Here is a 20,177-nt window from a genome sequence, read left to right as displayed (position 1 = left end):
TCCGGGCAAGCAGGCCACGCCGACCCTGACTTGCCGGCCGCCAATGGCGGTTTGACACGACATGCGGGCTTCGTTAAATTGCATCTTTCCCCCCAACCTACAAATTAATCAATATAAGGAGTTCCCCATGGCCGTTCTCGTTGGCAAGCAAGCCCCGGATTTCACCGCCACCGCCGTATATGGCAACAACGAAATCAAGGACCTCAAGCTGTCCTCCTTCAAGGGCAAGCCGGTTGTTCTGTTCTTCTACCCGCTCGACTTCACCTTCGTCTGCCCGTCCGAGCTGATCGCCTTCGATCACCGCCTCGACGAGTTCAAACAGCGTGGCGTTGAAGTCATTGGCGTCTCCATCGACTCCCAGTTCACCCATCTGGCCTGGAAAAACACCGCCATCAAGGACGGCGGCATCGGTCAGGTCGGCTATCCGCTGGTCGCTGACATCAAGCACGACATCTGCCGTGCCTACGACGTTGAACTTGAAGGCGCCGGCGTTGCCCTGCGCGGCTCTTTCCTGATCGACAAGAACGGTGTGGTCATGCATCAGGTCGTCAACATGCTGCCGCTCGGCCGCAACATCGACGAAATGCTGCGCATGGTCGACGCCCTGCAATTCTTTGAAGAGCATGGCGAAGTTTGCCCGGCCGGCTGGAGCAAGGGCAAACCCGGCATGACCGCATCGACGGAAGGCGTTGCCGCCTACCTGGCGAAGAACGCCAAGAAGCTGTAAGACCCGTCCCGGCCGGACGGCCGGGCATTTACAAAAAATTACCCGAACGCCACGGCGTATCGGGTTTTTTTTATTGTCGTTTAGGAAGATTACAGGATAAAATTTGCTGAATTTGTAATTTCCTAAAGGCGACTCCATGGCCAATACCGAATACCTCAGCACCCGGCAAGCTGCGCTCCGCCTCGGCGTCTCTCTGGGCACCGTGCAGAACATGGTCGAAAGCGGCGCCCTCGAAGCATGGAAGACCGCTGGTGGCCATCGCCGGATTCCCGTAGCCTCGGTCGACGCCCTGCTCGCCCGCCGCCGCAACCTGACGCCGAGTGCCCAGGAGTATGGCGGCCAGATCGACATCCTCATTGCCGAAGATGACTCGACCCTGCAAATGCTTTACCAGATGACCATCGACACCTGGAATCTCCCGGTCAAGCTGCGCATTGTGGCCGATGGCTTCGATGCACTGCTGCAAGTAGGCCAGTGTGTTCCCGATATCCTGATCGCCGACCTCATGATGCCGGGCATGGACGGTTTTGAACTGATCCGCCGCCTGCGTGCCAACAACGACCTGATGCGCATGGACATCATCGTGGTCAGCGCCATCGACCGCGAGGAGGTTCTCGAACGGGGACTGCCGGCGGATGTCACCATCTTCAACAAACCAATTCCTTTTTCCGAAATCAAAGGGTTCATCCTCGGCCGCCTGTCGGCGCGCCAACGCAGCAGCTGATTACCGGCATGACCGCCTGCAGGCAAGGGGCGGTCGGCAAAGTCGCAGCACAATCCCGTCCGAACATCAAAAAGCTTCAGGAGACAAACCGTGGGATTTTTTGGCAACAGTGCCGCACTCGACAAGATTGACCGCGACATCGCAGCCATTGCCGATGGCAATGCTGATCTTTCGCACACCGTAGGCACTGCCGGTAGCGACGCGACTGGCCGCATTTCCGGCAATCTCAACCGTTTTTTCAGCCGTGTCCGCGGCCTCATTTCGCACGCCCGCGAGCGCAGTGTCAGCATCGCTGCCGATGCCGCCCGGATGAACAGCCTGGTGCAGCAGACCGACGATGCCGTACGCCGCCAGGAGGCACTGGCCGCCAACGTCTTTGAATCGAGCAACCTGGTCAATCAGGCCGTCAGCGAAGTGGCAAAAAATTCGGATGCCATCCAGGCATCAACCCGGAACAATCTCGATCTCGCCCAGCGCTCGCTCGAACAGATGGAAACAGTGGCGTCGACAATGCGCTCGACCAATGCCCACATCGAGCATTTCTCGGCGACGGTGAGCGAACTGCACACCAATTCGATGAAGATCGACCAGATCGTCTCGCTGATCAACGACATCTCTGACCAGACCAACCTGCTCGCCCTCAACGCCGCCATCGAAGCCGCCCGGGCTGGCGAAGCCGGCCGCGGCTTCGCGGTGGTCGCCGACGAGGTGCGCAAGCTGGCCGAAAAGGTCAAGACCGCAACCCAGGTCATCGGCCAGAATACCCAGTCAATGATCAACCTGGTTTCCGACACCTCGGCCAAGACACAAACCATCGTCGGCGAAGTAACCCGCGCCAACACCTACATCGAAACATCGGCAGCCGACCTGACCACCATGGTCAGTGACTTCAAGCAGACCACCGAGCAGTTATCGACCATCTCGATGGCCATCTACAACCTGCGCGAGAGCAACCAGACCATTCACAGTGAAGTCGAAGGTATCCGCGACCACTCGCGCGATATCTCCGGACGCATGAAGCAGTGCCTCGACAACGCCAAAACGCTACGCGAGTCGACCGAAGACCTGCAATGCACGCTGGCTGATTTTCGTACCGGCAACAGCATGTTCGACACGCTGCACGACAAGTGTGCCGGCTTTCGCGATGGCGTGGCGGCCGTACTGCTTGCCACGGCCGGGCGCGGCGTGAACGTTTTTGACCAGTCCTACAAGGAAATCCCCGGCTCCAATCCGAAACGCTACACGACCGCTTACGACAGTCTGTGCGATGGCGAATTGACCCGAATGTACGACAACCTGCTGCGCGACGTACCCGGTCTCACCTATTCGCTGGCCGTCGACAGCAATGGCTATGCCCCGGCCCATAACGGTGTCTTTTCCAATGCACCGAGCGGTGACCCGGTGGTCGACCTGGCCAAATGTCGGCACAAGCGGATCTTCAACGACCCGGTCGGCCTCAAGCTGGCGAGGAATCAGAAATCGTCGTTGCTCCAGACCTATGTCCGCGACACCGGCGAAATCCTTGCCGACCTCTCAATGCCGATCACCGTTGACGGGCGCCACTGGGGCTCTGTGCGTATCGGGTTCAAGACCGAACTGGTGATGTAGTTCTTGGTTGTCAGTTGCGAGTCTGTAGCTGAAAACCCAAGACTGGCAACTCCGGACTAATAGACGATTTCGACGTTTTCCGGCTGTAGCCAGCCGTGCAAGGCTTCGAGCAAGGGATCGTCGAGGCGGACGCGCAGCGCATTACCAAGCACCAGTTCGCACTCGGCATCGGCATTGCGATAGCGCACCCGTACAGCAGCCGGCCCCGGCGCAAAGGGCGTCAGCAGAGACTTCAGCTTGCGGGCATCCGAATTGCCGTTCATCTTGAGCAGCAGATGCTTGGCGAAGCGGGCACGGGCTTCGCCCAGCGTCATCAACTTCTCGGCAGTCACGCTGTTGCCACCGGAAAAATCGTCGTAGCGGACCTTGCCTTCAATGATCAGCACTTCATCAGTGACAATCTTGGCCCGCTCGGCCTCGAACAACTCGTTGAAGACGGTCACCTCGATCATGCCGGTGCCATCGTCAAGCTGCACGAAAAGCATCTTGCCGCGCCGGGTCATCTGGGTCCGCACGCCAACCACGACACCGGCCAGCGTCGTAAGTTCCTTGGCCGGCTCGAGTCGGTTGAGTGGCCGCCGAACAAAGCGCGACAGTTCTTTCTTGCAGGTATTGTAGGGGTGCCCTGAAAAGAAAAACCCGAGCGCCGTCTTCTCCTCCATGAGCCGGGTCTTTTCGTCCCAGGGCCGAACAGCAATGTATTCCGGCGCATGCTCCTCGGCCACGTCGGGCATGTCGAACAGGCTGGTCTGCATGGCATTGCGTTCGGTCTGCTCGGCAAAGTCCATGGCAATGCCCACCGTCGCCAGCAGCTTGCAGCGGTCGGCTCCCTGACCGGGTGCGATCTCGGGTGCGATGGCGTCGAAGGCGCCGGCCTTGATCAGGGCCTCGATGGTGCGGCGATTGACCATGCGCTTGTCGCACCGCTGGCAAAAATCGAAGAGGTCCTTGAACGGCCCGTCCGTCTCGCGGGCCTTGAGGATCACATTGACGGCCTGCTCGCCGGTGCCCTTGACCGCCCCCAGACCGTAGCGGATGGTGCTGCGATCGACCGGCTCGAAACGGTAATTCGAGACATTGACGTCCGGCCCGAGCACCTTGATCTTGTTGGCGATGGTGTCTTCGTAAAAGATCTTCACCGAATCGGTGTTATCGAGGTCGGAGGACATCGTCGCCGCCATGAAGGCGGCGCAGTGGTGGGCCTTGAGCCAGGCGGTGTGATAGGTGACAACGGCGTAGGCGGCGGTGTGCGACTTGTTGAAGCCGTATTCCGCGAACTTGGTCATCAGGTCGAACAACTGCTCGGCGAGTTTGGGGTCGTAACCCTTTTCCTTGGCCCCGGCCGCGATGGTCTCGCGGTGCAGGGCCATTTCCTCGGCCTTCTTCTTGCCCATCGCCCGCCGCAGCATGTCGGCACCACCCAGCGTGTAGCCGCCGATGATCTGCGAGATCTGCATCACCTGTTCCTGGTACACGATGACGCCGTAGGTCGGCGACAGGCAAGCGGTCAGGTCGGGGTGGAAATAGTCGATTTTCTGCTGGCCCTTCTTTCGCAGGATGAAGTCGTCGACCATGCCGGAACCGAGCGGGCCGGGACGATAGAGCGCGAGCACAGCGATGATGTCTTCGAAACGGTCGGGCGCCAGCTTCTTCAGGAGCTTCTTCATGCCCTCCGATTCAACCTGGAAGATCGCCGTCGTATTGGCGTCCTTGAGAATCTGGTAAGCCGCCGGGTCGGTGAAGCCGAGCGACATGAGGTCGAGCTTCTCGCCGGTCATCCGGCGAATGTATTCGACCGCCAGCTCGATAATCGTCAGGTTGCGCAGGCCCAGGAAGTCGAATTTGACGAGGCCGGCCTTTTCAACGTCATCCTTGTCGAACTGCGAGACGGGCGAGGCATCGCTGCCGGTGGCCTGATAAATCGGGCAAAAGTCGGTGATCTTGCCGGGCGCAATAAGTACGCCGCCGGCGTGCATGCCGACATTGCGCGTCAAGTCCTCAAGGCGGCTGGCCAGGTCGAACAGTTCGCGGATGGTTTCGCCGTCGCCGTCGCCCTGCATCATCTCCTTGAGCTGCGGCTCCTGTTCGAGCGCCTCGGCGAGCGAAACGGGCTTGTTCTGGACGATCGGGATGAGCTTCGAAATCCGGTCGCACATCGAATAGGGCATGCCGAAAACGCGCCCGACGTCGCGGATCACCGCCTTCGAGGACATGGTGCCGAAGGTGGCGATCTGGCTCACCGCATCGGCGCCGTAATGGCCGCGCACGTATTCAATGACGCGCCAGCGGTTGTCCTGACAGAAGTCGATGTCGAAGTCGGGCATCGACACCCGTTCCGGGTTGAGGAAGCGCTCAAAAAGGAGCGCGTAGGCGAGCGGATCGAGGTCGGTAATGCGCAGACTGTAGGCGACCAGCGAGCCCGCGCCTGAACCCCGGCCGGGACCAACCGGGACGCCGTTGTTCTTGGCCCAGTTGATAAAGTCGGCCACGATCAGGAAGTAGCCGGGGAAGCCCATCTGGACAATGGTATTGCACTCGAAAACCAGGCGGTCGTCGTATTCCGGCCGGCGCTTCAGGCGCTCTTCGGGATCGGGATACAACTCCGCGAGGCGGACCTCCAGCCCCTTCTTCGCCTCGTCGACGAGAAATTCGTCGATGGTCATGCCCGGCGGAATCGGGAAATCAGGCAGGAAGTTCTTGCCCAGCGTCATTTCGATATTGCACCGACGGGCAATTTCCAGCGAATTTTCCAGCGCCTCGGGCAGATCGGCAAACAGCTCGGCCATCTCGGCCTGCGTCTTGAAATACTGCTCCTCGGTATAGGTTTTTGGCCGCCGCGTATCACCCAGCACGTAGCCCTCGGCGATGCAGACCCGTGCTTCGTGGGCGCGGAAGTCGTCGCGGTTCATGAACTGGATCGGGTGCGTGGCAACCAGCGGAATCCCCGTCTCGCCAGCCAGATCGGCGGTCTGCTGGACAATCGCCTCCTGCTGGGCTTGCCCGTAACGCTGCACTTCGAGATAGAAAGCACCGGGGAACATCGCTTCCCAGGACTTCGCCCGCTCACCGGCCAGATCGAAATTGCCGTTGAGCAAGGCTTCGCCGACATCACCCAAATGCGCGCCGGAGAGGGCAATCAAACCATCGCTCCCAACCTCGCCAAACCAGTCGCGGTGAATTTCCGCCCGGTCGCGCCGGCCTTCGACCAGATAGGCGCGGGTCAGCAATTCGCACAGCTGCTGATAGCCACGCCGATTGCGGGCCAGCAGGAGAAGGCGATAGGCATCTTCCGGCGACTCCGGGTTGGCAATCCACACATCCGCCCCGGCAATCGGCTTGACCCCCTTGCCGCGCGCCCCGGTGTAGAACTTGACCAGCCCGAACAGATTGCCGAGATCAGTCAGCGCCATCGCCGGCATGCCATCCCCGGCCGCCCGCTTGACGGCATCGCCAATGCGCACGATGCCATCGGTGACGGAGTATTCGGAATGGAGGCGGAGGTGGACGTAGCGGGGGGAATTCATGGGCGCAATTTTACCCCGGGGCTCGCCCCCCTGCAGAACTCCCGGTCGCTACGGCTTAGTCGCCGCGCGGGGCGATGCCGAACTCGATCACGTAGGGATTGGCCGACAGCCTGTCGGCCAGCTTATTGAGGTTTTCCTTGCCGAGGGTCTTGATCAGCGACTGGTATTCAAACCAGCGCCCTTCGCCCACCAACCCGTAGCTGATGCCCGAGGGTTCGCAGCCGCAATCGGCAAGAATGACGCGCAAATCACGTTCAGACGGTGCCTCGCCACGCGCAAACCGGACATGAAAGTGGGCATAGGACTCAAGGTTCATGCGCCCCTCGATCAGCCGGAACACGTAATTGATGTTGAAGGTGGCAAAGGTGGCGGCACCAGCCGCCACGTAATAGCCCATGCCGATCATGATGCCGATGGCGGCAATCATCCAGATTGAAGCCGCCGTGGTCAGGCCGCGGATGGCAAAGCCTTCCTTGACGATGGCGCCGGCCCCGAGAAAGCCAATACCGGTCATGATGCCCTGGGCCATCCGGGTCGGATCAAGAAAAGCATCGGAATGTCCTGCGGCAGCGGCGCGAAGCACATGGTAGTCGGCCAGCAGCATGAGCATGCAGGCCGAAATACAAACCAGCGTATGTTCGCGAAAACCCGCCGGGCGTCCATGGAAACTGCGTTCCAGGCCGACCAGACCGCCGGCCGCCAGGGCCAGGGTCAGACGCAGGATGGTACTGAAAAGTTCACTCTCCACCATGTTCGCCCCCTCTTTTTGAACACAGTATTTCACGGTGAAACATTCCTGGCGACAATTACATTTTGTCCAGCCATCAGCTAGATTAGCGGCTTCGAATAAAAACCATCTGGAGACAATGCATGAGCCAAGAAGAACCTCTCGTCCTGCGCAGCGACCGTGCCGACGGCCTGACCACCCTGACCCTCAACCGTCCCGGCCAGTTCAACTCGCTGTCAAAAGACATGCTGACCGCCATCCAGAGCGAACTCGACGCCATCGCTGCCTCGGACAGCGTCCGTGTCGTCGTCATCGCCGGAGCCGGCAAGGCTTTTTGCGCCGGCCACGATCTCAAGGAAATGCGTGGCAATCACAGCAAGGCGTTCATGCAGGCGCTGTTCAAGCAGTGCGGCGAATTGATGCTCAGCATTACCCGCATGCCACAGCCGGTTATCGCCCGTGTTCATGGCATTGCCACCGCCGCCGGTTGCCAGCTCGTCTCGATGTGTGACCTTGCCGTTGCCGCCGATGTCGCCAAGTTCGCCGTTTCCGGCATCAACGTCGGTCTTTTCTGCTCGACCCCGGCCGTTGGCCTGGCCCGCAACCTTGGCCGCAAGGCGGCGCTCGAAATGCTGCTCACCGGGGAGTTCATTGATGCCATGGAAGCCCGCGCCAAGGGGCTGGTCAATCGCGTCGTCCCGACCGATGCGCTGGATGCCGAAATCGAACGACTGGCCGGCAGTATCCTTGGCAAGAGCGCCGTCGCCATTCGCATGGGCAAGGGCATGTTCTACAAGCAGCTGGAAATGGGTCTGGGCGAAGCCTATGACTACGCGGGCGAGGTGATGGCCTGCAACATGATGAGCGAAGATGCCGGCGAAGGTATCGACGCCTTCATGCAGAAGCGCAAGCCCGAGTACAAGGGCTGCTGACCTGGGCGGGTTAGAATCCCGGCCGATGCCCATGCCGATTTCCACCCGCCCCCTTCTCCTGCTGCTCTTCATGGGCGCCCTCGCTGGCGCTTACTGGCGGGCGCCGAATACTGGCGCAACGGTTTTTCTGCCACCGGCAGCTGCCATGCCATCAACGCTGCCGGCCCTCTTCGTCAATGAAATGTTGTGGCGCGACAACGAATCGGCCGCCACCCCCCATCTAACCGCCTTGCCCGATGGCCGCCTGGCTGCGGTCTGGCTGGCCGGCCCCGCCGATGCGATGAGTGTGCGCTTCACTATCCGCGAGCGCGCTGGCTGGCGCCCCCCGGTGATCATCGCCAGCCAGGCCAGTACGGCGGGCGGCACCTTCGCCCAGGTCGGCGAGCTTGGTGCCCCGGTGCTGCATGCCGAAGGCAGCTGGCTACACCTGTGGTATGCCAGCAGGACGCTGGGCAGCTCGATCAATCACAGCGTTTCGACCGATGGCGGCAAGACCTGGACCAAACCCACCCGTTTGCAAACGTCGCCGCTTGCCAACTTTGGCGGTGCCGTACGCAGCGGCCCTCTGCCGCTGGCCGACGGCGGGCTGGGGCTGCCGATCAGACATGACCTGATCGGCCAACCGGGCGAATGGCTGCGCCTGTCGTCGACCGGCCAGATAGTCGACAAGACTCGCCTGCCTGGCCGGCAACAGCCGGCCATTGCCATCCTCGACGATCAACAGGCCATGGCGATATTACGCGATGCCGGATCGACCCCCGACAGCCTCCGGATTGCAAGAACAGGGGATGGCGGCCAGCACTGGCAGGCCGGCGAAGCCCTGACCATGACTCATCCCAGCGCCCCGATCGCCCTCCTTCGCCTGAAAAGTGGCCGCCTGCTCCTGGCCGGCAATCCGCCGACCGGTCGTCAGGCCATCATGCTCTGGCTATCGGCCGATCAAGGCAGAACCTGGCAGGAAAAGCGCACGGTCGAAACGGCCCCGGACGGCGGTGCTGACTACGGCAACCCGTCCCTGTTCCTGGGCAGCGACGGCCGCATCCATCTGGCTTACGACTGGCGGCAGCAGGGCATCAAGCATGCCGTGTTCAGCGAAGCCTGGATCGATGGAGGCCAGCCATGAACGCCCTCGCCGCCTACGGCCTCCTCGCCCATAGCGTACTGTTCGGTGCCCTGGCGGTACTGATACCGTTTGGCGACCTGCGCGCCCGGGTAGCACTGGCGGCGACCACGCTCTCCCTGCTGGTCGGCATTGCGCCGGGCATGCACGCACTGTTCGGGACTCCATCGCTGACGCTGCTGGCCCTCGCCGTGCTGCACCTGGCCGACCGCGGCCCATCGCCCCTGAGCCAGCGCCAGGCCATCGGCCTGCTCGCCTTTGCCCTGCCCTTTTACGCGCTGTCGCTCGGCCTGGGAACGTTCGATCCTTATGCCATCGGCTACCAGCCAGGACTGCTCCTTGCGGCGCTGCTGCCACTGGGTGTCGCCTTGTGGTGGCAGCGGCAGGATGTCTGGCTGGCGATACTCGCCGTCGACCTGGCCGGCTACGCCAGCGGCGTTTTTACCAATCTATGGGATGTCCTGCTCGACCCGCTCCTCGTCCTGCTGGCCCTGATCATCGTCGTCCGCCAGCAGGCCATCCGCCTTATCGCGTCAAGGCGTCGCTGATCAGGCGGCGAATGCTGCCGGCCTCGAAGGGCTTGTCGCAGATCGCCGAAACGCCGGCCCGCTCGACTGCAGCCAGACGCCCCATATTCTGCTCGCTGGTCACCATCAGCACCGGCACCTCGGCCTGCCAGCTTTGCGTACGGATATATTCGGTCAGTTCGCGACCGTCCATTTCCGGCATGTTGTAGTCGGTAATGACCAGATCGACCATGGCCTGCTCGAGGTAGGTTACCGCGTCCTTACCATTGACCGCCTCGGTGATGCGCTCAATGCCTAACTCGGTCAGCAGCCGGTGCAGATGGCGGCGCGAGGCCAGACTGTCGTCGACCACAAGGACGCGCAGGTTTTCGATTTCCGAGACGTCGAGATCTTCCGGGGGGTTCAGGTAATCAGCCGCAGCATAGAGCGCACGAGACAACTGCTGTTCGTTGAAGGGCTTGGCCACAATGCTGCAGGCACCGGACTGGCGCACCGGCTCAAGTACCTGCGGACGGGTCTCGCTGGACACGAGAATGAAGGGTACCGTTTCAAAATCCGGCTCGGCGCGCATGGCCGCGACCAGTTCGGTCCCCGGCATATCGGGCAGGTAGAGGCTGCTGATGACGATGACGCCAGCACTTGTCGACTTCAGCGAAGCCAGTGCCGCACTGGCCGTTTCCACCGTCGTGACTTTCCTGACACCCTGGTGCTCAAGCATGCGGCCGACCAGAAGCGCCTGCATATGGGACGGCTCGACAAGGAGAATGGACAGGTCGGCCAGGGAGGTAGTCAGCGCCATGCGATCACTCCGGAGCGAAGGGGAATAATCGCACTATAGCAGTGGGCGACCCGGGCCGGGCCGCCCGGATCAGCCTTTAAGCTTTCAGACGGCGCGCAATATCAGCGACGCGCTGACCGTAGCGCTTGGCAGTATCGAGATCACCGGACGGAATTTCATCAACACTGGCATCGGATGGCGAGCGGACGAGCAGGCCGACGGAACCGCCCAGATGGTTCACATCGGCATGCGTGGCCGCCTTGCTATTGGCCGGCAACAGGCCGAGGCTGACCCACAGGCCGCCATGCTGTGAGGCCAGCGTCTGCAACTGGATCATCGTCGCCCCTTTGTCACCAACCGGGCTGGCGCTGTTCGTGAAACCGCCGAATACCTTGTCCTGCCAGGCGCGGCCGTACCAGGGCTTGGACGAAGCATCGGCAAATTTCTTGAACTGCCAGCTCGGACCGCCCATGTAGGTTGGCGTGCCAAAAATGATGGCATCGGCGGCGGCCAGCTTTTCCCAGCCGCCGTCGGGCAGATTTCCTTCGGCATCGATGACGAGCAGTTCGCCGGCAGCACCTTCGGCGACCGCTTCGGCAACACGTTTGGTATGGCCGTAGCCGGAGTGATAAACGACAACTGTCTTGGTCATGGTGTTTTCCTTTTGGAGTCTATTGGGGTGGGGTCAGGCAACGGGCGGCAGGTCAAAAAGCAGAAATTCCGCCTCTTCACTCGCCAAAAATTTCAGCGTCGATTCATCGACAATCTTGGCGCCGTCACCGGCTGCCAGGGCTTCGCCATTCAATGTCAGTTGACCATAAATGACCTGCACGTAGGCCAGCCGGCCCGTCGGCAGGGCATATTCAATGCCCTCACCCGGTGCCACGACGGTCGCCCAGAGGCGGGCATCCTGACCGATGGTAGTACTGCCATCAGCCCCATCCGGCGAGGCGACCAGCCGCCAGCGACCGCGCAACTCGTCGAGCGGCAGCGCCTGTTGCTCATAGCTGGCCGGCGTACCGCGCTGCGCCGGCTCGATCCAGATTTGCAGCAGATGCGTTTCCTCATCCGGCGACGGGTTGAATTCGCTGTGCAGGATGCCCTTGCCAGCCGTCATGCGCTGCACTTCGCCGCGCCGGATGATGCCACCATGCCCCAGACTGTCCTGATGCTCGAGCGCACCCGACAGAATGTAGGTGACGATTTCCATGTCGCGATGGCCGTGGCGACCAAAACCAGTGCCGGGCGCAACGCGATCCTCATTGATCACGCGCAGCGCGCCCCAGCCCATTTCGTCGGCGTCGTAATAATCGGCAAAGGAAAAACTGTGGCGGGCGCGCAACCAGCCATGATCGGCATAGCCGCGCGCGGCAGAAGGTCGAACCTGGATCATTTGAGTTTCCTTGTGAATGAATCGTACTGATTAGTCGCCATACTAATCATTGAGTTCATCAATAAATAGCGAATAATTGCGACACTATCGTTTAATATTTTTCACATGAAAATATCGCTCGATCTGCTGCTCATTCTCGACGCCATTGAACGCCACGGCAGTTTCACCGCCGCGGCTGCTTCGCTGCACCGCGTCCCCTCGGCGCTATCACATGCCATCGCCAAACTGGAAGGCGATCTCGGCATCACGCTTTTCCAGCGCGAAGGTCGCCGCGCTACGCTCAACGAGGCCGGGCGCACCCTGCTCGATGATGGCCGCCACCTGCTGCGCGCCGCCAGCGAACTGGAACGCCGCGTCCAACGGATCGCCGACGGCTGGGAGGCCGAACTACGCATCGCCATCGACGCGGTCATTCCGATTGACCGCTTCTTTCCCTTGCTCAAGCGTTTCTATGCTGCTGGTTGCGGCACCCAGATCAAACTCTCCGGCGAGGTGCTTGGCGGCACCTGGGATGCGCTCGCCACCGGCCGCGCCGACCTGGCCATCGGGGCGCCGGGCGACCCGCCCTCGCGCAGCGGCATCGCCACCCGCCCACTTTGCCCGCGCACCCATTTCGTTTTCGCCATTGCCCCGGACCACCCGCTGACCGCCTGGGAAGGCATCATCCCGGCCAGCCAACTGCTCCGCCACCGCGCCGTCGTCGTTGCCGACACCTCGCAGGAACTAGATGCCCGCACCATCGGCCTGCTTGAGGGACAGGACACCCTGCGCGTCCCCGACATCCGCGCCAAGGTAGCCGCTCAGGTAGCCGGACTCGGCATCGGCCACCTTCCCTGCTGGCTGGCCGAACCGGAAATCGCCGCCGGGCGACTGGTTGAACGACAACTGGCCAATCCCCGCCCGGCCATCCCCTTACACACGGCATGGCGAACCCGACAGGATGGCAGGGCGCTTCAATGGTTCGTCGATGAACTGAATAGGCCGGAAGTCAGCGGCACACTTACGGAAGGGCTGTAAGACTGCAGATACCGGTGACATAAAGCTGGATTCGGCCACAACCGGCCTGTCGATGTAGTCATCCAATTTCAATATCGAAGAATTGCTCGGACCATGCTCAACGTCCGTTATTCGGCGAGCAAATGGATGCCATCACCGCCTCGACCCCGCCACAACCGGTCTGTCGAGGCGGGTACCGGAGTTGCTTCCTAATGAAGATAGAGTAGTCAGGCTAACGATATTCTTTCCCAATTGTGATGAGAAGCTGTGGTCTGCAGACTCGAATATTTACACTCAGCAAGCAAACCAGAAAAATATCATCTTATGAATGAACGAGATTCAGCCGCGAGTTCGACGAGTTTCTGGGGGTCGTCACCAGTCACCGTAAAGTGCCCCATTTTTCGTCCGCATCGCGCTTCCCGCTTGCCATAGTTATACAGCCTCAGCATTGGTAACTGAAGAAGTCGGCTCCAGTCTGGCTCGCTGGCTTGCGTGGAGGAAGAATCCAGCCAGAGGTCGCCCAGCAGGTTGACCATGATTGCCGCTGAATGCATGGCGATGCTGCCCAAAGGCAACCCACAAAGAGCCCGGACCTGTTGCTCGAACTGATTGGTAACGCAGGCATCCATTGTGTAATGGCCCGAATTGTGGGGTCTGGGCGCCAACTCGTTGACGTAAAGCTGGCCGTCGACCACAAAGAACTCGACGGCAAGGGTGCCCACATAGTTCATTCTGGCCGCAATCCCCCGAGCAATGCTTTCTGCCCGAAGCGACAGATCGGCGCTTGCATGGGGTGCTGGTGCTACTGAAAAGTCGAGAATTCCCTGCCGATGATGGTTCTCCGCCAAGGGATAGCAGGCAATCTGGCCGGCCGGGTTACGGGCCAGGATAACCGAGACCTCGCAATCGAGGCGCATTTGGCGCTCAAGCACACATGGGACTTCCCCCAAGCAACGAAAAGCGGCCAGCGCCTCCGCTGTGGTCTGCACACGTACCTGCCCCTTGCCGTCGTAGCCACACCGGGAGCGCTTAAGAATGCCGGGAAAAAGGGCGGGATCGGCAAGTTCGATATCGAATTCTGAAGCTATCGCTGCGTAGGGCACGTGCGGGAAACCCATGTCTTGCAAAAACAGCTTTTCAGCCAGGCGATCCTGACAGATCGCAACCGCCTCCGGCCCCGGGCGCACCGGCAAAAAGTTGGCCAGATAAGCCAGACTCGATGCCGGGACACTTTCAAACTCCGTCGTTACTGCGGCACATGTTTGAGCCATATGCGCCAATGCCTGTTTGTCGTCATAGGCAGCAACGATATGTTGATCGGCAATGCGTCCGGCAACGGAGTCCGGGTCACTATCCAGAACGATGACCCGATAGCCCATGTCATGGGCGGCCCGAACAAAATAGCGGCCGAGCTGACCGCCTCCCAGAATTCCCAGTGTGGCGGGCGGCAATATCATTGTGATCTCTCCAGGCTCATGGACAGCACATTGCGCTCCTGTTCGCGCCGGAAATCGGCCAGTTTCTCGAGTAATCCGACTTCCTTGCCAATCTGCGTCATGGCCAGCGAAGCAATGGCGAACAGTGCCGCATTGGCCGCACCGGCTTCGCCAATGGCGAAGGTCGCAACGGGTACCCCTTTGGGCATTTGAACAATTGAAAGCAACGAGTCCACACCTTTCAGATGCTTTGACGGTACCGGCACGCCGAGTACCGGCACCAGCGATTTTGCCGCCAGCATGCCGGGGAGGTGAGCCGCTCCGCCGGCCCCGGCGATAATGGCATGGAGGCCCCGACTACTCGCTTTCTCGGCGTAGTCAAACAACAAATCGGGGGTGCGGTGGGCCGATACCACTTTTGCCTCGTAGGGCACCGCAAAATCGTCACAGATCTGCGCGGCGGCCTGCATGACCGGCCAGTCGGATTGTGAACCCATAACAATGCCGATCACCGGCCCGCGTGTACTTTCCATACTCATTGCTACTCCATCGATTGATATAGGAATTTCTAGAACTTCTCAGGCCGCATCACCAGAACATCCGACAGAAAGGTCACCATGCCAAAATTGGCGTAGTAGTTCTCTTGCAAGTGATCGAGGATGGTCAGGGCTGTTTTCTCGGCACACAAAACCTCGATCCGTATGTTTGCGCTGGGCGGCCATGCTGCGTCACGACGACCATGGGCACCGCTGCCCCGGGCGTCCGAAATGGTGTAGCCATGGACATCAAGGGCAAGCAGGTCGGCCACCACGGCCGGCTCAAGGCTGGCCTCGCAAACGACGGTCAGCAACTTGCAGGGCGACAGTTGGGCGACCATCACAGCACACCTTCAATATGGACTGCCATCCCGTGATAGAGCGGAATGCCGATGAGCAGATTGAATGGAAAGGTAATTCCCAGCGAGGCACCAATCGACAGGGCGGGATTGGCCTCCGGAATGGCAATCCGCATGGCAGCCGGGGCGGCAATGTAGGAAGCGCTGGCATAAAGAGTCGCCAGCATTGCCGCCCCTCCTACCGACAAGCCGATAACATTTGCCGTGATCACACCGAGCCCTCCGGCCAGGACTGGCATGGCAATGGCAAAGGCAATCAGGAAGGCCCCGGCGCGCCGCAAGTCAGGGAGGCGGCTTGCCACGACCAAGCCCATCTCGAGCAGAAAAAAGGCCAGCATGCCCTTGAAGAGGTCAAGAAAAAGGCGGTCGAGTGGCTTGATCCCGTCGCTGCCGGCAATCCAGCCGATCAGCAGGCCACCGATCAAGAGCACAATGCTCTTGCCGGAAAACACTTCGTGCAACAAGTGCCCCCAGCGCGTAGCGCCGCTACTGCGTCGGGCCAGGATGACGCCCAGGACCAGAGCGGGAAATTCAAGCAGGACAAGAAACACCACCATATATCCCTCGACCGGCTCTTCCTGCCTGAGCAGGTAGCTGGCAGCGACGGCAAAGGTCACCACGCTGACCGACCCGTAATGTGCAGCTATTGACGCAGCATCAGCTCGTGCCAGTCGGCCGATGTGGTGCAACACAGGGAAGGCCAGCAAAGGGATCAGCGCCGCTACGGCAACCACGGTCAATGCCGGGACGGCAATAGTGGCCAAAGGCACCTTGGCCAGTTCGATGCCGCCTTTGAGTCCGATCGCCAGCAGCAGGAAAATACTGATCGATTCATAAAGCACGCCGGGGATTTTCAGATCTGAGCGGACGATACCGGCCATCAAGCCAAGTATGAAAAACAGGATAACCGGCTCGTTAGGCATAAACCATTTTCCGACAGTGTTTTGAAAAAGCGGGGCCGGCTGCCTGCGTGCCAGGCCTCAGCTCAGGGATGCGCATGCAGGCAGTGGCTGTCCTCACAGGACCCCCGTTGTCGATACCGCCTTGGAGCGGGCATCCTTTTTTAAGGAAAGAATGATCGATGTGGCGATGATCGCGGCGACCACGCCGAGCGAGACGGCCACCGGGATCTTGAAGAGGTCGATGAGGAGCATCTTGACGCCGATGAACATGAGCACGATGGCCAGGCCGTACTTGAGCAGGGAGAAGCGGTCGGCCATATCGGCGAGCAGGAAGTACATGGCGCGCAGGCCGAGGATGGCGAAGATGTTCGAGGTCAGCACGATGAATGGGTCGGTGGTGATCGCGAAGATGGCCGGGATCGAGTCGACCGCGAAGATCAGGTCAGTGAATTCGACGAGGAGTAACACGAGGAAGAGTGGCGTGGCGTAGCGCGCGAGTTTGCCGGCCTCTTCCTTCAGAATGAAGAAGCGTTCGCCGTGCAGTTCTTCGCTCACTTTCATGTGGCGACGCATCCACAGGATTACGGGGTTGTTGGCGAGGTCCGGGGTGGCCTCGGCGAACCACCACATCTTGATGCCGGTGACCAGCAAAAAGGCACCGAATACGTAGAGCAGCCAATGAAACTGGGTGATGAGCCAGACGCCGGCAAAGATCATTACCGTGCGCATGATGATGGCGCCGAGCACGCCAAGGATGAGTACGCGTTTTTGGAGTTCGAGCGGAATGGCAAAGAAGCTAAACAACATGAGCCAGACAAAAACGTTGTCGATGGCCAGCGATTTTTCGATGAGGTAGCCGGTGATGTATTCCAGCGCTTTCTGGTTGGCCAGTTCCCGCCCGGCAGTGCCGTCGAGGTACCACCAGAGAGCGCCGGCAAAAATGAGCGAGACGCCGACCCAGATTCCCGACCAGGTGGCTGCTTCCTTGAGCGTGACTCGGTGTTGCTTGCTGCCGCCGACGACGAAGAGGTCGATGGCCAGCATAATGAGGACGATGACAAAAAAGCCGGACCACATCCACCAGGTGCCAATCGTTTCCATGAGTATTCTCTCCCGCTCAGTAAAACCTTGAGACAGCGCCTGGCCAGTGCACTTTTGAGTGTCGTCTGCGCTTGAGGTGCTGCAAAGGTCTTGCTCGCGGCCCTGTTGCCAGAACCACCCGTGACGCCGGGAACCAGTGAATCATTCCGTGCTGACGACGCCGCGACGAAGAGCTACTCCCCTTTGTGCTCGCTCCGGATTACAACGATCCGGAAGCATTCAACAGTCAGGCATGCGCGTGCTCATAGTGACGCCGGGTCCGCGTGCTCAGGGAGGGAACCGAGCTGTCAGCGACTTCATGCAGGTTGATTTCCCAGAGCTTCATGGCCTCGGCCACCAGCACAGCCTCTCCACCGGAGAGCTCCCTGTCGGCATTGACGACATCCAGCATCATGCGCAACACCTGTTTTTGCAACAAGGGGTGTTGAACTTCGGCGAGCAGAAGGTCAATGCTCTTCACGTCAAGTTCCAGGTGTCCGCTCAGAGTGCGGTGGGCGCTGGTCAGCATGTCGTCACACAGTTCGTGAATCACCTTGTCGAAGCTCTCTTCGTTGAGGCCCAGACGATGAATGCTGTCCGTGTGATCGAGAAGTTTCAGTTCACTCGCATCGATGGCGCCGTCAGCCATCAGGGTCAGGGCAACGAGGCGGCCCATGGCTTGGGGGCTGTCGGTAGGGTAGTTACGCATTTTGAATCTCCTTGAAAGTCGGATTAGTGTTTCGGTTTCGTCCCATTTCGGTGGGCACGGGGACACTATGCGTGTGTTAATTTATTAAATCCAATTAAACAAATTTCTATAATACATTTGGTGTAACTTATGAGTTGTTTGTGCGGCATTTCATAAGTTGGCAATCGCCAGATAGGCCTGCAACTGGCGCTCGGTCGTGCTCCGCTCATCGGTCGGCCGGGCGTTTTGCAGGACAGTTCGTATATCGTCAGCGGATGCTGCCACCGCGGCATCGCTGAAACTGACGCGAAAGGATTCCTGAATCTCCGGCAAATCAACCCGTTGATCACGGGCCGGCCTGTCCTGGCGCATGACGAACTCACGGAGGATGCTGCTGCGCAACGGCGTTGCGGCGGCACTGGTCGGTAGTCTATCCAGTGGCAACATGATGACTTGCTCCGGTACTGCTGACCGTTGAGCCGTGACGGATTGGCGTATCTGAAGACAGGCAATGGCGCGGGACGGATGAATCGGTCATGCCGCACAAGTTCATGTCCCAGCGCTCGAGGGCCAGTGCAATCAATGAGGCTTCGCCGGCAGTCAGGCGATGGTCGGCATGGACGATATCAAGCAAGATGCGCAGTATTTTTTTCTGCAGCACGGGATCGCTGATTTCGTCGAGCAGCGCTTTGATGGCCAGTTTATCCAGTTCGAGTCGCCCGGAAGCATGGCGTTGTGCACTGGCCAGCATGTCCGTGCAGTATTCGTAATAGATCGCGTCGAACTGCTCGTTGTCCAGGCCGAGTCGAGCCATCACGTTCTGCCGCTCAAGCAACAGGATTTCACTGCGATCAATGGCCCCGTCGGCCATCAATGCCAGTGCCACAAGGCGGGCACCAGCTTCCGGGCTGTTGTTGGTGTATTTACGCACTTCGGGTCTCCTTGAAAAGGTCGGGTCGATATTTGCAGTGCTTGCAATGCCACTATCGTTGCTGAAACATATAAAATCCAATTAAACAATTGATGACCAATAATTTGTTGAGGCTTATATATGCCACGTCGTCGCATTACCTTTCGCCAGCTGGAAACCTTTGCTGCTGTCTCCCGGCTGAATAGTTTTACCAAAGCGGCGGACGCACTCCACCTGACTCAGCCGGCTGTTTCCATACAGATAAAGCAAATTTCGGAGACTATCGGCCTACCTCTTTTCGAACAGACCGGGCGCGATATTGCATTAACGCCCGCTGGTGAGGAATTGCTCAAAACGGTGCGCAGCCTCGATGACATCTGGAATCGATTCGAGTCGGCAGTCGACGAGCTGAAAGGGCTGAGACGTGGCAAATTGCGTGTCGCCTTGGTCACCACCGCCAAGTATTTTCTTCCCCGCATGCTGGGCGCCTTTTGCCAGCGTTATCCGGATATTGATATCGAACTGGAGATCGCCAACCGCGCAAAAATTGTCGAGCGCCTGCGCAACAATCAGGACGATCTCTACGTAATGTCCTATCCACCTGATGATCTGGATATCGTCAGTCTGCCCTTTCTTGACAATGAGTATGTCGTGATTGCCCCGGCTACCCATTGGGCCGTCGGCAAACCTGTTTCGATCCAGGACCTGGCCAGCGAAGCGTTCCTTTTGCGCGAACTGGGTTCCGGGTCACGTCACGTTATCGATCAGCACATGCAGGCGCTCGGTACGCAACTCAAAGTGCGTCTCGCGCTCGCCAGCAATGAGGCGATTCGTGATCTGGTCGCTAGCGGCATGGGCTTGTCCGTTCTCTCGCGCCATGCGCTGGGTAACGGTTTCGCGCGGGATGGTCTGGCTATCCTCGAAGTTGAAGGATTCCCGCTCAAGCAGGCATGGAATGTCGTGCACCTGAGCAGCAAGATTCTCTCGTTACCAGCTCAAGCTTTTCTTGATGAACTGCTTAAGGAAGGACTTGGTAGAGTGTGAAAAACTGACTACGCAAGAGCGTTGAAGGCAACTAAGTTGGGGTGTCACAATTAGGGGACTATGGCCGACTGGGTGAGGTCACCAACGGCAGCTTCGGAGCAGTCCAGTTCGCTGAGTCAGGGTTTGGCTGACTGACTGTTCTGGAGAAAGTTGGATGGCCGGAATG

General features: G+C 59.7%; 21 protein-coding genes. 8 read left to right on the top strand and 13 right to left on the bottom strand.

The genetic code is table 11. The features are described 5' to 3' along the window. Nucleotides 1–127 precede the first annotated feature (127 nt). From HYN24_RS02445 to HYN24_RS02435, 3 genes are all read left to right on the top strand, one after another. Nucleotides 128–727, top strand: a complete 600-nt coding sequence (locus HYN24_RS02445) for a peroxiredoxin (RefSeq protein WP_117607797.1) — start codon at nt 128–130, stop codon at nt 725–727. A 136-nt stretch (nt 728–863) separates the two neighbouring features. Beyond that, complete coding sequence (locus HYN24_RS02440) at nt 864–1,451, top strand: response regulator (RefSeq protein WP_117607796.1); 588 nt, start codon at nt 864–866, stop codon at nt 1,449–1,451. Between the two features lie 90 nt (nt 1,452–1,541). After that, complete coding sequence (locus tag HYN24_RS02435) at nt 1,542–3,059, top strand: methyl-accepting chemotaxis protein (RefSeq protein ID WP_117607795.1); 1,518 nt, start codon at nt 1,542–1,544, stop codon at nt 3,057–3,059. Nucleotides 3,060–3,115: 56 nt separating this feature from the next. Here the strand turns inward: HYN24_RS02435 and dnaE are convergent, their stop codons facing one another. After that, nucleotides 3,116–6,583, bottom strand: a complete 3,468-nt coding sequence (dnaE, locus tag HYN24_RS02430) for a DNA polymerase III subunit alpha (RefSeq protein ID WP_205421426.1) — start codon at nt 6,581–6,583, stop codon at nt 3,116–3,118. A 55-nt stretch (nt 6,584–6,638) separates the two neighbouring features. After that, entirely contained in the window at nt 6,639–7,367 is a 729-nt protein-coding gene (locus HYN24_RS02425; RefSeq protein ID WP_205421425.1) for an MgtC/SapB family protein, read from the bottom strand. A gap of 86 nt (nt 7,368–7,453) precedes the next feature. Here HYN24_RS02425 and HYN24_RS02420 point away from each other — a divergent pair, with 86 nt between their 5' ends. Genes HYN24_RS02420 through HYN24_RS02410 form a run of 3 tightly spaced genes read left to right on the top strand, consistent with a single transcriptional unit; the run spans nt 7,454 to nt 9,910 of the window. Then, nucleotides 7,454–8,242 (top strand): enoyl-CoA hydratase, encoded by a 789-nt coding sequence (locus tag HYN24_RS02420; RefSeq protein WP_117607792.1) that lies wholly within the window; start codon nt 7,454–7,456, stop codon nt 8,240–8,242. A gap of 31 nt (nt 8,243–8,273) precedes the next feature. Continuing rightward, a complete protein-coding gene (locus HYN24_RS02415; RefSeq protein ID WP_162888573.1) occupies nt 8,274–9,365 on the top strand; it encodes an exo-alpha-sialidase in 1,092 nt (363 codons plus the stop codon). After that, the gene (locus HYN24_RS02410; protein WP_117607790.1) at nt 9,362–9,910 is read left to right on the top strand and encodes a hypothetical protein; all 549 of its coding nucleotides are present in this window, start codon (nt 9,362–9,364) and stop codon (nt 9,908–9,910) included. Before HYN24_RS02415 ends, HYN24_RS02410 begins: the two co-directional genes overlap by 4 nt. Here HYN24_RS02410 and HYN24_RS02405 read toward each other — a convergent pair. The 3 genes from HYN24_RS02405 to HYN24_RS02395 form a co-directional block, all read right to left on the bottom strand. Further along, entirely contained in the window at nt 9,888–10,688 is an 801-nt protein-coding gene (locus tag HYN24_RS02405; protein ID WP_117607789.1) for a response regulator, read from the bottom strand. The two genes, HYN24_RS02410 and HYN24_RS02405, sit on opposite strands and share 23 nt — an antisense overlap. Before the next feature lie 76 nt (nt 10,689–10,764). Beyond that, complete coding sequence (locus HYN24_RS02400) at nt 10,765–11,319, bottom strand: flavodoxin family protein (RefSeq protein WP_117607788.1); 555 nt, start codon at nt 11,317–11,319, stop codon at nt 10,765–10,767. Nucleotides 11,320–11,352: 33 nt separating this feature from the next. Then, nucleotides 11,353–12,060 carry a pirin family protein gene (locus HYN24_RS02395; protein WP_117607787.1) on the bottom strand — a complete coding sequence of 236 codons (708 nt, stop codon included), beginning with the start codon at nt 12,058–12,060 and terminating at the stop codon, nt 11,353–11,355. Between the two features lie 105 nt (nt 12,061–12,165). Here HYN24_RS02395 and HYN24_RS02390 point away from each other — a divergent pair, with 105 nt between their 5' ends. Then, nucleotides 12,166–13,077 carry a LysR family transcriptional regulator gene (locus HYN24_RS02390; RefSeq protein ID WP_117607786.1) on the top strand — a complete coding sequence of 304 codons (912 nt, stop codon included), beginning with the start codon at nt 12,166–12,168 and terminating at the stop codon, nt 13,075–13,077. Nucleotides 13,078–13,373: 296 nt separating this feature from the next. Here HYN24_RS02390 and HYN24_RS02385 read toward each other — a convergent pair whose 3' ends face one another. The 8 genes from HYN24_RS02385 to HYN24_RS02350 form a co-directional block, all read right to left on the bottom strand. Beyond that, a complete protein-coding gene (locus HYN24_RS02385; protein ID WP_117607785.1) occupies nt 13,374–14,513 on the bottom strand; it encodes a 5-(carboxyamino)imidazole ribonucleotide synthase in 1,140 nt (379 codons plus the stop codon). Continuing rightward, nucleotides 14,510–15,025, bottom strand: coding sequence for a 5-(carboxyamino)imidazole ribonucleotide mutase (gene purE, locus HYN24_RS02380; protein ID WP_117607784.1), 516 nt, complete (start codon nt 15,023–15,025; stop codon nt 14,510–14,512). Before purE ends, HYN24_RS02385 begins: the two co-directional genes overlap by 4 nt. 35 nt (nt 15,026–15,060) lie before the next feature. After that, entirely contained in the window at nt 15,061–15,369 is a 309-nt protein-coding gene (locus tag HYN24_RS02375) for a P-II family nitrogen regulator (protein ID WP_117607783.1), read from the bottom strand. Next, entirely contained in the window at nt 15,369–16,310 is a 942-nt protein-coding gene (locus HYN24_RS02370) for a sodium-dependent bicarbonate transport family permease (protein WP_117607782.1), read from the bottom strand. Before HYN24_RS02370 ends, HYN24_RS02375 begins: the two co-directional genes overlap by 1 nt. A gap of 93 nt (nt 16,311–16,403) precedes the next feature. Next, a complete protein-coding gene (locus tag HYN24_RS02365) occupies nt 16,404–17,390 on the bottom strand; it encodes a TerC family protein (protein ID WP_117607781.1) in 987 nt (328 codons plus the stop codon). Between the two features lie 226 nt (nt 17,391–17,616). Further along, nucleotides 17,617–18,078, bottom strand: a complete 462-nt coding sequence (locus tag HYN24_RS02360; protein WP_162888572.1) for a hypothetical protein — start codon at nt 18,076–18,078, stop codon at nt 17,617–17,619. Nucleotides 18,079–18,228: 150 nt separating this feature from the next. Next, nucleotides 18,229–18,504 carry a hypothetical protein gene (locus HYN24_RS02355; protein ID WP_162888571.1) on the bottom strand — a complete coding sequence of 92 codons (276 nt, stop codon included), beginning with the start codon at nt 18,502–18,504 and terminating at the stop codon, nt 18,229–18,231. After that, nucleotides 18,488–18,988 (bottom strand): TerB family tellurite resistance protein, encoded by a 501-nt coding sequence (locus tag HYN24_RS02350; protein WP_117607778.1) that lies wholly within the window; start codon nt 18,986–18,988, stop codon nt 18,488–18,490. The genes HYN24_RS02355 and HYN24_RS02350 overlap by 17 nt, the downstream gene beginning before the upstream one ends. 120 nt (nt 18,989–19,108) lie before the next feature. On the opposite strand from HYN24_RS02350, the gene HYN24_RS02345 reads away from it, so the two are divergent. Further along, complete coding sequence (locus HYN24_RS02345) at nt 19,109–20,011, top strand: LysR family transcriptional regulator (RefSeq protein ID WP_117607777.1); 903 nt, start codon at nt 19,109–19,111, stop codon at nt 20,009–20,011. The last annotated feature ends 166 nt before the right edge of the window (nt 20,012–20,177 follow it).

Source organism: Dechloromonas sp. HYN0024 (assembly GCF_003441615.1).
GTDB lineage: Bacteria > Pseudomonadota > Gammaproteobacteria > Burkholderiales > Rhodocyclaceae > Azonexus.
Note: the sequence above shows the minus strand (reverse complement) of the source record. Positions and strands in the feature narration are given on the sequence as shown.